Raw genomic sequence first — 12,992 nt, 5'->3', positions numbered from 1 at the left:
TTCCCCGCTTAAGCTATTAGGAATATTCCTAATAAGAAGTTCTTACAAAGATAAGTCTGAATCTGAACTTTTCTCATCATTTTTGCTAAGCCGATGAAACGTAAGGAAGCGATAAAACCCCGTCGTTAATTTGGATAAAAACGTTGAGTCCAGGGTGACCATTTGCGTGCACGCTCCCAGCCTACGGTTTTTATTTGTAATTTTTCGTAATAGCGCGGTGAAATCCAGGAAGGAGTGGCTTATAGTTAGGTTATCAGGAACACAGCACTCATGTAGCTAAGTCAGTTGTATCCATCCCGACAATGATGTTCGGTGAGTAAGAAATCACTCAGAAGGGGATGCGCTATGGACGAGTACTCGCCAAAAAGGCATGATATCGCGCAGTTGAAATTTCTCTGCGAATCCTTGTACCATGACTGCCTTGCCAATCTTGATGAAAGTAATCATGGCTGGGTAAACGACCCAACATCTGCCATCAATTTACAGTTGAATGAGCTGATAGAGCATATCGCAACCTTCGCACTTAATTATAAAATTAAGTACAATGAAGATAATAAGCTCATTGAGCAAATTGATGAATACCTGGACGACACCTTTATGTTGTTCAGCAGTTACGGCATTAACGCTCAGGATTTGCAAAAATGGCGTAAATCGGGAAATCGGCTATTCCGCTGTTTCGTCAACGTGAGCAGAGCTAACCCGGTGAGTCTTTCCTGTTAAAATTATTACAATTACTAAGGTGAATTTATGTCTGATAAACCACTCACAAAAATCGATTATTTGATGCGCTTACGACGTTGTCAGTCAATTGACACGCTTGAGCGCGTCATTGAAAAGAATAAATACGAGCTTTCTGATAATGAACTGGCGGTATTTTATTCAGCCGCTGACCATCGTCTTGCTGAACTGACAATGAATAAGCTGTATGACAAAATCCCTACTTCTGTGTGGAAATTTGTCCGTTAATCTTTGAAGGGTGTCTGTAGAGTTCTACGCCTCGTTCTGAGTATTTACCTGTCCCGTTATGCTCCCTGTGCCCAGGCCAGGTCTCCGTGTAAAACGTGTTCATCAGCAGCAATGTTGTGACGTCAGTCACATCGGCTTTTCGGGAACGTTCCCCTTCTGGCCTGTTCCGATTACCCTTCGGTAATAACATCCAGAGAGGTTTCCAATGAGCTTAGAAAAACAGAAAATGATTGCCGGTGAACATTACCGCCCCGGCGATGAGACGTTACGGGCTGACCGACTGCGGGCCCGCCATCTGGTTTACCGCTATAACCACACCGCGCCTGATGAAAAAACAGAACGCCAGAACATTCTGGCGGAACTTCTGGGACAAAGCGCAGGTGCTTATATTGAGCCGAGCTTCCGCTGCGACTATGGATATAACATTTATCTGGGCAAAAACTTTTACGCTAACTTCGACTGCGTGATGCTGGATGTCTGCCCTGTGCATATTGGCGATAACTGCATGCTCGCGCCGGGTGTTCATATTTATACGGCTACCCATCCCCTGGACGCGGAAGAACGAAACAGCGGCGTGGAGTTTGGAAAACCCGTCAGGATTGGCAATAACGTCTGGATTGGCGGCCGGGCTGTCATTAACCCTGGCGTCACCATTGGTGATAATGTGGTGGTGGCCTCCGGCGCCGTCGTGACGAAAGACGTCCCGGCTAACGTCGTCGTTGGCGGCAATCCGGCAAAAATCATCAAAACGCTGTAAGGTTGCGGGGAGTCAACTGTTATAGTCTTTTAGCGCCAGACTGTTACTTTTTTCAGCCTGATGGCTCCCCTAAAATTGGCAGACCCCCTGTATTGTCAACTCTTATGAAGGCAAAAAATGACCGAGATACAGCGCCTGCTTACCGCCACCATCGACGATCTTAACCTCCGCGAAAAGCGCGACAATCGCCCGCGCTTTAGCATTAGCTTTATTCGCAAACATCCTGGACTGTTTGTCGCCATGTATGCCGCCTGGCTGGCGACGCTGATTGTGATGCTGAAGTCCGAAACGCTGGTGGACTCCGTCTGGCTGCTGGTTGTACTGTTTGTCGTCTTTAACGCCTTTTTCTTTTTCGACGTGAATCCGCGCTACCGTTACGAAGATATCGACGTGCTCGATTTCCGGGTCTGCTATAACGGCGAATGGTACAACACGCGTTACGTGCCAGAGGAGCTGATCGAAAACATCATGCATTCACCGGCGGTAGAAGCCGGGCAAAAAGAGAAGCTGCAGAAAATGGTCTCCACCAAAGGTCAGCTCTCTTTCTATGATGTCTTTACCCTTTCCCGCCCTGCTGCTGCGTAATTAACGCCTGCAGACGTCGGATCCCCGGCGCAAACTGAGAAGCAGAGGTATTGCCGTAACCTAAAACCAGACCGGTTTGCCCCTGCTTCGCCTCCAGGTAGTACCCGCTCAGCGCAGCGGGTGCCAGCTGAAACGCCCTCGCCTGCTCCACCAGCTTCTGGTCGTCAATACCGTCTATCGCCAGCGTCAGATGCATTCCCCCTTCGCCTGCCAGAATGCGATGCGGAGAATGAAGCTCTGCGCTCAGCACCTCCCGCAGCTGGCGGTAGCGTTTACGGTAGAGCCGACGCATGGCGGCAAGGTGACGGGCGTAATGACCTTCTTCAATAAATAGCGCCAGGGTACGCTGCTCCGCACGATGTCCCCCGCGCAACAGCGAGCCGATGGCCGGACGAGCCGCTTTCGCCAGCGCTGGCGGTAGCACCATGAACCCCATTCTGAGCGAAGGAAACAGCGTTTTACTGAACGTCCCCAGATACACAACGGGCGCATTGTTGACCATTCCCAGCATCGCCGGTACGGGCTCACCGGCATAGCGGAACTCGCTGTCGTAATCGTCTTCAATGATCCACGCGTTGTGCTGCCGGGCCAGCTCCAGCAGCGCCAGCCGCCGCCGCGCGCTGAGCACGCTCCCGTAAGGGAACTGATGCGAAGGTGAGGTAAAAATCATTGAGGGCGCAGGCGCATCCAGCCCTTCCCAGCACATTCCCTCGTCATCTACCGGTATTCCCGTCATTGCCAGGCCAGTTTTAACAAACGCACTCTTTGCCCCGCTATAGCCGGGGTTTTCTACCCAGGAGACATCGCCAGGCTCGCTTAACAGCATCGTGCAGAGGTTGACGCCTTCAAGCGCCCCTTCGGTTATCGCAATCTGGCTGGAGTCGCAGTCGATACCGCGGGACAGGGCGAGATGCCGGGCAATCGCGGCGCGCAGCGACGGCTCGCCGGCCGGGTCGCCATAGCCTAACAGGGCGCTTCCCTCCTCGCGCAGGACACGATCGTACAATCGCCGCCACAGCGGCAAGGGGAAATAGTTAATGGCTGGCGTTCCCGGCGTAAACGCCATCACCGGGGTGTCGCGCGGCACGGGCGCGGGCAGCAGGGCGACCCGTTTTGTCAGCCTGATGTCAGGATCCGGCAATGCCCGGGCAATCGTACGATGAGCGAATTGCCCCACCCGCGTTCCCTGACGGTTACGCAGTAAATAACCTTCGAGCGTGAGCTGGTCCAGCGCGGCATTGACGGTGTTTCGGGAAACCGAGATCTGCTGCGCCAGCGTTCGCGAACCGGGCAGCTGGCTGCCGGACCGAAGCCTTCCGCTCAGTATGGCCTCCCGCAAAGCGAGATAGAGCGCGCGCTGAAGCGTCTCTTGCCCACGCTTTTTCAGCGCAGCATGGAGCAAAGTGTAAAGCTCATCACCCGGTATATTCATCTTCCCTCCTTGTGGTACCAGAAAAACATAGCCTGGTGGTTCTTTTTAAGGAACCAGCAATTCACTAATCTGGAGATCTTTTCAACGTCATGGAAATAAAGATGAATACATTCAACGAGTTTGGACAGCCTGTAGGCGAAGCCCTTATCGACTGGCAGCCTCGTCAGCACCCGTCCCGGGTGGTCCTTCAGGGTCACTATTGTCGGCTTGAGCCGCTGCGCGTGGAGCATGCCCACGCGTTGTTCTCCGCCTATTCCCTGGCCGAAGATACCCGCAGCTGGACGTGGCTGCTGCGTGAACCCGATGCCACCGCAGAGGAGTTTGCCGACTGGGTGGCGAGCGTAAGTGAGTTATCCGATCCCATCCACTTTACCGTTATGGATAACCGGACCCAGTCTCCTGTCGGGACGCTGTCCCTGATGCGGATCGATCCTAAAAACGGGGTCGTGGAAGTGGGTCACGTTCACTTCTCTCCTCTGTTAAGCCGCACGCCAGGGTCGACAGAAGCGCAGTATCTGCTGATGCGGTACGTGTTCGATACCCTGGGGTACCGGCGTTATGAATGGAAGTGCAATAGCCTGAACGAGCCTTCCCGCAAAGCGGCGCTGCGTCTGGGCTTTCAGTTTGAAGGGCGCTTTCGTCAGGCGCTGGTCATAAAAGGCCGTAACCGGGATACCGACTGGTTTTCGATTCTCGACAAAGAGTGGCCTGCGCTGGCGAGCGCCTTTGAAAGCTGGCTTGCCACCGACAATTTTACCGCCGATGGCAAACAGAAAAGATCCTTGGAAAGCTGGCGAGAAACGCGCGTTTAGCGTCTTTTTTTACGTCCCTGAACCGCCTTAAAGCGCGGATTAGATTTGCAAATTACGTATAAGCGTCCCTTGCGTTTGACTATCTGGCAATCCGGGTGACGCTGCTTTGCACTGCGTAATGAGTTAAGTACCTGCATGGTTAGCTCCGCTTCGCATTGAGAAAACCGCCAAAACGCTTGCGGAAGCGCGCTGCGCTGCCGTCCGTGGAGAACGTTTTCTGCTTACCGGTATAAAACGGGTGCGATTTTGAAGAAACCTCGATGGTGATGTACGGATACGTTTCACCGTCGAGTTCAATTTCGCGGTCGGTTTTAATGGTTGAGCCGACTTTGAAGTACTCATTAGCGCTGGTGTCGTGGAATACCACGGTGCGATAGGCTGGGTGGATATCGGGTTTCATCGTAAATCCTTTATGTTTTGTTATAACATAACAAAATAATATCCAGGCGAGGTTGAAAAAACAACCCCTCTCTTCTGACGATAATTTCTCGTATGCCTGAGATAAAATGAAAACCATGCCAACCTCGTGCTATAACTATATCATTTCGCGGTAAAATCTTTCTCTTCAGGCAGGGAACTCAATGCCCAGGAACGGGTATACGAGGAAGGACACGACAGCATGAAAACCCGACATCTGGTCAGTCTGGTGACTGGCGTACTTATCTTTTCTGTGCTGGTCCCCATTTGCCTGAGCATCTGGCTGGCCCACCGCCAGGCGGAAGATAAATTTGCGGATGCGCTGGATAACTATGCCTCCCGCGTGCTGGTACGCACCGACAGGGTTGTGGATCAGGCAAAAGAAGCGCTCGATCACCTGCAGGCTTTTGAGGGAGTGCCGTGTAGCCCCTTGCAATTGCGGGAAATGCGCCGGGTCGCTTTCTCGTGGCGATATGTCCAGGAAGTGATTTATATCGACAACCTTCGACCGCTCTGCTCCTCCCTGGAGCAAACCAGCCATGCGTCCCCTTTTCCCCCTCCAATGCGCATTACCGAAGATGGTTACAGCGCGTGGCTGACCACGCAAAACGATCTTGGGTTTAACCGCTACATGACGGTGCTGGGAAAAGGCCACTACCTTGTCATGATCGATCCTGCCTCGCTGGTGGACGTGATCCCTTTCGGCGAGATAGCGATTGATGCCGCCCTGGTAGGAAGCGCAACGCACCGCATATTCGCCAGCAGCAGCAAGCTCGACTCTCACATCCGCGACATGGTTCAGGAGCGGGGTGTGAAAAGCGTGCAGTACAACGGTTCAATGTACGTCATGAAGTCTGTACCTGAGCTTGGGTTTACCGTTGTCGCATGGGCAACGCTCAAACCGCTGGCTGAAACCTGGCACCGGCAGCTTCTTTTCTGGTTACCGTTCGGCATGTTGATAAGCCTGCTCGCCGCACTGTTTGTCCTGCGGATCCTGCGGCGTATCCAGTCGCCGCGCAATCGCCTGCTTGACGCAATTAACAGCCGGGATTTTGTGGTCCACTATCAGCCCATCGTGGCGCTCTGTAGCGGAAAAATTGTGGGCGCTGAGGCGCTAACGCGCTGGCCGCAGCCGGACGGAAGCTGCCTCTCGCCGGATATTTTTGTCCCCCTTGCCGAGCAAACGGGGCTCATCTCGAAGCTGACACAGTTAGTCATCGAAAAGGTGTTTGAAGATATGGGCCACTGGCTGCAACGCTATCCGGATCAGCATATCTCCATTAACCTCGCCCCTGCCGATTTAACCTCCGGCATCCTGCCGCCTCTGCTGAGCCAGCTCCTGAACAAGTGGCAAATCCACCCCCGGCAAATCGCCCTTGAGCTCACCGAGCGCGGCTTTGCCGATCCCAAAATTAGCGCACCGGCTATCGCCGCATTTCGTCGTTCGGGCCACCCTGTCTATATTGATGATTTTGGCACGGGCTATTCCAGCCTGAGCTATCTGCAGGATCTGGACGTCGATACGCTAAAAATTGATAAATCGTTCGTGGATGCGCTGGAGTATAAAAATGTGACGCCGCACATCATTGAAATAGCGAAGTCGCTGAAGCTGGCGATGGTAGCGGAGGGCGTCGAAACCGCAGGGCAACTCGCCTGGCTACACCGCCACGGCGTGCAGTACGGGCAGGGGTGGTACTACAGCAAAGCGCTGCCAAAGACGGAATTTATTCTTTGGGCAGAAAATAACCTCGGCATGCATTCTACTTAAGATAGGATTTCATCACCCGCAACACCACGCCAAGATCGGCTTCACGCTGCGCTTCTTCAGGCTCTTTCACCACATGATCGGTTAAATGCCCTTCGATCACCTGCATCATCATGCCATTGACCGCCCCGCGGATCGCCGCCAGCTGCTGTAACACCTCGGCGCATTCGTGATCGCTGTTGAGCATTTTTTCCAGCGCGGTGCTCTGCCCCTGAATTTTCTTCAGGCGAGTCAGTAGCATCTTCTTGTCTCGAACGGTATGTGACATCTCTGTACCCCTTATTTTTTGGCTTTTAAAGCATACCACGCGCTACTCCCCCTGAGTATTTTTCTACTGGGGGGTAGTATTACGCTACTGGGGGGGAGTAGTATCTCCGCACGCTTTCCACTCCGGAATTTCCCATGACCGATTTTGCTTCACTCCTTCAGCAGGGCAACGCCTGGCTGTTTGTTCCCAGCGCTATCCTGCTCGGTGCGCTACATGGCCTGGAACCGGGCCATTCAAAAACAATGATGGCCGCCTTTATTGTTGCCATCCGCGGCACGCTGAAACAGGCGGTGCTGCTCGGCCTGGCGGCCACGCTCTCCCATACGGCGGTGGTCTGGCTCGTTGCGATGGCGGGATTATGGTTTGGTCGGGGCTGGGATGCACACACGTCCGAACCCTGGTTCCAGCTGATTTCCGGGGTGCTGATCGTTGCGATCGCCCTGTGGATGGCGTGGCGAACCTGGAAAGAGAGCCAGCCGCACGATCATCATCATCACGACCATGATCACCACCACAATGACCATGACCACCATCATGATCATCACCACCACCACCACGAACACTCGCTGGTTGAAGAAGAGTGGCAGGACGCCCACCAGCGCGCTCACGCGCAGGATATTAACCGGCGCTTCAGCGGTCAAAACGTCACCACCGGCCAGATCGTGATGTTTGGCCTGACCGGCGGGCTTATCCCCTGCCCGGCGTCCATCACCGTACTGCTGATCTGCCTGCAGCTGAAGCATTTCGCCCTCGGCGCGACGCTGGTGTTCAGCTTCAGCATTGGTCTGGCGTTAACGCTGGTCGCTTCCGGCGCGATTGCCGCCTTAAGCCTCAAGCACGCGACCAAACGCTGGCCCGGGTTTAGCGAATTCTCCCGTAAAGCGCCGTGGATCTCCGCTGCGCTGATTACCGTAGTAGGGATTTACATGAGCCTGCATGGCCTGAGCGGCATTCTGGCGTAAGACTGCGGCCACGCTCTGTGGCCGCATCTTCATGGTCAGTTAAGGGTTCTGCTGCCAGCTGAAGGTATAGCGAAGCTGGCGTGTCTGCAGGAGGAATTCCGGCGAGACGCTGGGGCTCCAGGAGTCGTCGCCGCCCACGCCCATATGGAACGCATCGAGATTGAGCCAGCATCCCGGCTCTTCGCGCAGCAGATGATGATGGGTTGTCTCACGCAGCTGCTGCTGGCCGTAGCGACTCACCGAGAAGTGGAACCGGCCGTTCAGATGATGCGTGCCCACTACAAGCTCCCGGGTATCGCAGCGCAAACCATTTTCCGTCGGGAAGATATACGGCGTGTGCATGGCCTCGAGAGGTAATGTCCAGCGACCCTGCTGCGCCGCCAGCTTTCTGTCCGGGTAGTTTTCATGCGGCCCCAGCCCCAGCCAGTGAACGTTTTCCGGCGTTTCGGCAAGATGAACGCTCAGGCCAACGCGCGCGGGTTCAGGGATATCAGATGCAACATCAATCCGAATATCGCCATGCAGAACGCCCCGATCGTCCACCCGCCAGACTTTACGGCTCATGAACAAGGCTTTGCCGCGATACTCAAGCACGTGCTGGGTTGTGACCACCACGTCGCCTGCGTGCTGCTGCGCCTCACAGTGCAGAACGCGCGAGGTGAGTTCATACATGCCCGCCGCTTTCCAGCGTTCAACCCAGGCGTTCGGATCGATCTGCGTCGCTTCACTCACGCCAATGTCGTTATCCAGCGGCGCGCGGCTGACGTTATCCGTCAGAGGTGAAAGCAGCGTTTCAACGCCGTTTCGCCACCATTGGGACAGGTTTCCGGTTGCGCGATCGAACTGCCAGCGCTGTTGACGATGGGCGATCTCCAGGATGCGATCGTTTTGCGTTAACACCGGCGGCTCGCCCGCCGGGACTGGCGGAGCAATAAAAAGGGGAGCCGGAAGCGGCCACTGCTCCCACGCGCAGCGGTGGTCAGCCGGAGACCACGGCGTTGCCCGCGGCTGGCGTACTTCAACGTTCAGCCAGACCTCACCCGGCACGGCTTTCAGCGCCGGCAGGTCAATCTCCAGACGCTGGGTGCCTTCAGGCGCCATCGAGAGCGTCACCTCGCCCGCGGCCAGCACGTCCCCGTCCCGGGCAACCGTCCAGTTCAGCACTTCGTTATCGGTGTGGCGGAACAGGTAGCCGCTTTGCACCTCAATCACCAGCGGAGAGGTGCTGACCCGCGTAAAGGTAAAGAACTGCTGGGCACGCTGCGCCTCGTACAGCGCCGGATGCGGCGTGCGATCGGGGAACACCAGCCCGTTAAGACAAAACTGCCGATCGTTCGGCTTATCCCCGAAGTCTCCGCCGTAGGCCCAGAACGCGTTGCCCTTTTCATCCCGTTTCGTCAGGGCCTGATCGACCCAGTCCCAGACAAACCCGCCCTGCAGGCGAGGATGGCTGCGAAACGCTTCCCAGTATTTCGCAAACCCGCCGAAGCTATTTCCCATCGCGTGGGCGTATTCACAGAGGATCAGCGGGCGCGTTTCGTCCGGCATGCCGATCCATTTCTTGATTGACCATTTAGGCACTGCCGGGAAGGGCTGATCCCGATCGACCCGGGCGTACATCGGACAGACAATATCGGTCGCCGCCGTGTTCGCGCCGCCGCCTTCATACTGCACCGGACGCGTAGGATCGGTGGTTTTCAGCCAGCGGTACAGCGCATCGTGATTCGCGCCGTGGCCCGACTCATTGCCCAGGGACCAGATGATAACCGAGGGATGATTACGATCGCGCTGCACCATGCGGGTCACGCGTTCGCTCATGGCGGGCAGCCAGCGCGGATCGTCAGCAAGGCGGCTCATCGGCACCATGCCGTGCGTTTCGATATTGGCTTCGTCAACGACGTACAGCCCGTAGCGGTCGCAAAGCCGGTACCACATGGGATGATTCGGGTAGTGCGAGCAGCGCACGGCGTTGAAGTTGTGCTGCTTCATGATTTCGATATCGCGGCGCATGGTCGCTTCGTCCATCACCTGGCCGTTTTCCGGATGATGCTCGTGTCGGTTAATCCCGCGGATTAGCAGCGGTTTACCGTTAAGCTTCAGCAGGCCATTGCCGATCTCAACGCGGCGGAAGCCCACGTCGCACGCCTCAACCTCCAGCACCTCACCCTGCGGGTTAAGAAGCGCAATCGTCAGGCGATACAGTTCTGGCGTTTCAGCGCTCCAGAGCGCGGGCTGGTCGACGGGGATCGCCGTCGTTAGCCGCTCTGCCCAGCTGCCGCGCTCGTCGACGATGGCAGATCCTGGCCGCCGGGAAACGCTGGCGCATTTTTCACCCCTGCGCCACAGGGTCATGACCACCTCGCAGTCTGCAAAGCCAGCGCCTGTCAGCGCGACATCCATCTTCAGCACCGCGCGGTCCAGCTCCGCATTCAGGTCCGTCACCACGTGATAATCGGCAATCTGCGTCTCGGGTTTATGCAGCAGCGTCACATCGCGGAAGATGCCGCTCATGCGCCACATGTCCTGATCTTCCAGATAGCTGCCGTCGCACCAGCGCAATACCATGACCGCCAGGCGGTTCTGCCCGGGGCGCAAGGCCGCCGAGAGGTCAAATTCGGCGGGCAATCGGCTGTCCTGGGAATAGCCCATCCACTGTCCGTTGCACCAGAGATGGAACGCGGAGTTCACGCCGTCGAAGATGATGCGGGTCTGCCCGCTCTGAAGCCAGGCGTCATCCACCTCAAATGTGAGCGAGTAACAACCGGTCGGATTTTCCTGCGGCACGAAAGGCGGGTTAACGGGAATGGGATAGGTGACATTGGTATAGATGGGCGTGTCGAAACCCTGCATCTGCCAGTTAGACGGCACGGGCATCGCAACGGCATCGGCGCAATCTTCGGTTACCCATGCCTGAGGAACCTGCTCCGGCGCGGTAAAGAAGCTAAACTGCCACACTCCGTTCAGAGAGTGCCTGCTGGTCGATCCAGCGTCCTCTCTGGCAGAGTGTTCATTGCGCCAGCTGTGCAACGGCGCGTGTGCGGCCAGACGGTTCCACTGGGTGACGCCAGGATTTTCCCAGTCCCGACGGGCCAGAATGGCGCTGAGGGTCAGCGGTGAAGTGGTGGACATAGTAACCTCTTTGCGAAGCGCTCACAATTTTGGTTAACATGCCCTGGCACCGGGCAACGGTAAAGCGTTCAATCGCGGGGTAGCGAGTCCGATCACAAAGTTTTATTTGCGGGCAATCTGCTCGGCAAGGAGTGCCAGGCTTCTGAGCTGCTGCGCCAGATCCTCGCGTTCGGCCTGCTTAGGGTTGCGGCGCGCGCTGGAATGACGGGTAACCAGCGTCACCGGCAGCTGAACCTGCCGGCACGCTTCGCCCCCGGAAGGCGCCAGCAGCCACTCCACGCTGCGTTCGCCCGCCTCGCGAAACGCCTGACGAATGGTTGTCAGCGGCGGGGAAAACCAGGCGCTGTCGGCCGTATCGTCAAACCCTACCACCGAAAGCTGGCCAGGTATCGCGATCCCTTTTTCCGCGCAGGCGCGCATCGCCCCGAGCGCCATCTGATCGTTCGCCACCAGAATCGCGTCCGGTAATGCCGCACCCGACAGCAGCACGTGTCCCTTCTCATAACCGCTGGCCGCGCTCCAGTCACCGTAGGCCACAGCCGTCGCGTTAAGACCCGCCAGCGCCAGCGTCGCTTTCCAGCCCGCCAGGCGCGCCCGCGCAGAGACCGAGCTTTCCGGCCCGCTCAGCAGGGCAATGCGCTGATGCCCCAGAGAAAGCAGATGCTCAACGCCCAGACGCGCCCCCTGCTCCGCGTTAAACACGAGGCTGTTTACCCGCGCTGAGGGCGCCACATCGAGGAACAGCACCGGGACGGGCGACGCCAGCACCCCGAGCTCTTCGGCGTGCGGATCGTCAAGCGGCACATTCACCAGCAGCGCGTCCACCCGCTGTGCCAGCAGCGCCTGAAGCGCGGCCTGACACTGCTGGGGTTGCTCCACCATGGAGATAAGGACGCTCGCCCCCTGTTCCGCCGCACGCGATTTGACCGCCGACACAATTTGCGAAGGCGCGTGCAGGGCCAGGTCGGTGGTGATGAGGCCCAGCGTACGGGTGCGTTTTCCCGCCAGCTGCTGCGCCCGAAGGTTAGGAACGTAGTGCAGCTCCGCCATCGCCTGCTGCACCTTTTCTCGCGTGCGGGCAGAGACATGTTCCGCGTCGTTAATGACGCGGGAAACGGTCTGATAAGAAACCCCCGCAAGGAGGGCGACATCATAGAGAGTGATTGCTTTCATGCTTTCTGGCATCGCGATTTTCGAAGCGTCTATTCTGGCACAGCGACGCCGTTAAAACATGTGAGCGCTTCGCAAAATTAAACAACCCGCTCCGGCTGGGGTATTTCCGCAATGCGTGGCTTCTGGCGGAACCAGGGCAGGCAGAGCTGGATAAGCGGGCCAATGGTCAGAGCATACAGTACGGTTCCCACTCCAAACGTGCCGCCAAGCACGCACCCAATCAGCAGAACGGACACCTCAATTGAGGTACGCACGCTGCGAATGGACCACCCCAGCCGGGCGTGAATGCCGGTCATCAGGCCGTCGCGCGGGCCAGGCCCGAAACCGGCCCCGATGTACATGCTGGTCGCAATCGCGTTCATCACGATGCCCGACACCAGGAAAGCAATTCGAACGGGTAACGAATCCAGCTCCGGGATAAGCGCCATGCTGGCGTCCGCCGCCAGGCCGATACAAATCACGTTGCTGATCGTGCCAAGGCCCGGCATCTGGCGCAGCGGGATCCACAGCAGCAGCACCGCCGCGCCGGTCACAATGATCACCGTCCCGATAGTCATCCCCAGCTGCATCCCCACCCCGAGGTGAAACACATCCCAGGGATCGACACCCAAATCGGAACGAATAAACATCGCGGTGGAAAGGCCATACAATCCTAAACCGACATAGAGTTGTAGCAGACGACGTAGCATTTTTATCTTCTCCAGTGAACCAGGCTTTCATCCTGAC

General features: G+C 56.8%; 14 protein-coding genes. 7 read left to right on the top strand and 7 right to left on the bottom strand.

Annotation, left to right across the window (positions count from 1 at the left end; genetic code table 11):
- The first annotated feature begins 345 nt into the window (after positions 1–345).
- The 4 genes from tomB (at position 346) to QMN93_RS02605 (ending at position 2,308) form a co-directional block, all read left to right on the top strand.
- Positions 346–720, top strand: a complete 375-nt coding sequence (tomB, locus tag QMN93_RS02620; protein ID WP_008499288.1) for an Hha toxicity modulator TomB — start codon at positions 346–348, stop codon at positions 718–720.
- 27 nt (positions 721–747) lie between these two features.
- Complete coding sequence (locus QMN93_RS02615; protein ID WP_008499287.1) at positions 748–966, top strand: HHA domain-containing protein; 219 nt, start codon at positions 748–750, stop codon at positions 964–966.
- 205 nt (positions 967–1,171) lie between these two features.
- Complete coding sequence (maa, locus tag QMN93_RS02610; protein WP_182383121.1) at positions 1,172–1,723, top strand: maltose O-acetyltransferase; 552 nt, start codon at positions 1,172–1,174, stop codon at positions 1,721–1,723.
- A 117-nt stretch (positions 1,724–1,840) separates the two neighbouring features.
- Positions 1,841–2,308, top strand: a complete 468-nt coding sequence (locus QMN93_RS02605) for a YlaC family protein (RefSeq protein WP_023310598.1) — start codon at positions 1,841–1,843, stop codon at positions 2,306–2,308.
- Here QMN93_RS02605 and QMN93_RS02600 read toward each other — a convergent pair.
- Complete coding sequence (locus QMN93_RS02600; protein WP_069303749.1) at positions 2,280–3,740, bottom strand: PLP-dependent aminotransferase family protein; 1,461 nt, start codon at positions 3,738–3,740, stop codon at positions 2,280–2,282. The two genes, QMN93_RS02605 and QMN93_RS02600, sit on opposite strands and share 29 nt — an antisense overlap.
- 101 nt (positions 3,741–3,841) lie before the next feature.
- On the opposite strand from QMN93_RS02600, the gene QMN93_RS02595 reads away from it, so the two are divergent.
- Positions 3,842–4,552 (top strand): GNAT family N-acetyltransferase, encoded by a 711-nt coding sequence (locus tag QMN93_RS02595; RefSeq protein ID WP_048975521.1) that lies wholly within the window; start codon positions 3,842–3,844, stop codon positions 4,550–4,552.
- On the opposite strand, the gene ykgO is transcribed toward QMN93_RS02595, so the two are convergent.
- Together ykgO and QMN93_RS02585 are read right to left on the bottom strand one after the other, a co-directional pair.
- The gene (ykgO, locus tag QMN93_RS02590; protein WP_003859006.1) at positions 4,549–4,689 is read right to left on the bottom strand and encodes a type B 50S ribosomal protein L36; all 141 of its coding nucleotides are present in this window, start codon (positions 4,687–4,689) and stop codon (positions 4,549–4,551) included. The genes QMN93_RS02595 and ykgO overlap by 4 nt on opposite strands.
- Positions 4,690–4,691: 2 nt before the next feature.
- On the bottom strand, positions 4,692–4,952 hold the full coding sequence (locus tag QMN93_RS02585) for a type B 50S ribosomal protein L31 (RefSeq protein WP_047061249.1): 261 nt from the start codon (positions 4,950–4,952) through the stop codon (positions 4,692–4,694).
- A 219-nt stretch (positions 4,953–5,171) separates the two neighbouring features.
- On the opposite strand from QMN93_RS02585, the gene QMN93_RS02580 reads away from it, so the two are divergent.
- Positions 5,172–6,737 carry an EAL domain-containing protein gene (locus QMN93_RS02580; protein ID WP_069303748.1) on the top strand — a complete coding sequence of 522 codons (1,566 nt, stop codon included), beginning with the start codon at positions 5,172–5,174 and terminating at the stop codon, positions 6,735–6,737.
- On the opposite strand, the gene QMN93_RS02575 is transcribed toward QMN93_RS02580, so the two are convergent.
- Positions 6,730–7,002 carry a metal-sensing transcriptional repressor gene (locus QMN93_RS02575; protein WP_023310594.1) on the bottom strand — a complete coding sequence of 91 codons (273 nt, stop codon included), beginning with the start codon at positions 7,000–7,002 and terminating at the stop codon, positions 6,730–6,732. The genes QMN93_RS02580 and QMN93_RS02575 overlap by 8 nt on opposite strands.
- Before the next feature lie 134 nt (positions 7,003–7,136).
- Here QMN93_RS02575 and QMN93_RS02570 point away from each other — a divergent pair, with 134 nt between their 5' ends.
- A complete protein-coding gene (locus tag QMN93_RS02570) occupies positions 7,137–7,964 on the top strand; it encodes a nickel/cobalt efflux protein RcnA (RefSeq protein ID WP_182383120.1) in 828 nt (275 codons plus the stop codon).
- Between the two features lie 39 nt (positions 7,965–8,003).
- Here QMN93_RS02570 and QMN93_RS02565 read toward each other — a convergent pair whose 3' ends face one another.
- The 3 genes from QMN93_RS02565 to QMN93_RS02555 form a co-directional block, all read right to left on the bottom strand.
- Positions 8,004–11,093 (bottom strand): beta-galactosidase, encoded by a 3,090-nt coding sequence (locus tag QMN93_RS02565; protein ID WP_193138874.1) that lies wholly within the window; start codon positions 11,091–11,093, stop codon positions 8,004–8,006.
- 102 nt (positions 11,094–11,195) lie between these two features.
- Entirely contained in the window at positions 11,196–12,266 is a 1,071-nt protein-coding gene (locus tag QMN93_RS02560; RefSeq protein ID WP_182383118.1) for a LacI family DNA-binding transcriptional regulator, read from the bottom strand.
- 77 nt (positions 12,267–12,343) lie between these two features.
- Positions 12,344–12,955 (bottom strand): YitT family protein, encoded by a 612-nt coding sequence (locus tag QMN93_RS02555; protein WP_087822102.1) that lies wholly within the window; start codon positions 12,953–12,955, stop codon positions 12,344–12,346.
- Between the last annotated feature and the right edge of the window lie 37 nt (positions 12,956–12,992).

Source organism: Enterobacter sp. R-1.6.2 (genome assembly GCF_035064085.1).
GTDB lineage: Bacteria > Pseudomonadota > Gammaproteobacteria > Enterobacterales > Enterobacteriaceae > Enterobacter > Enterobacter asburiae_B.
Note: the sequence above shows the minus strand (reverse complement) of the source record. Positions and strands in the feature narration are given on the sequence as shown.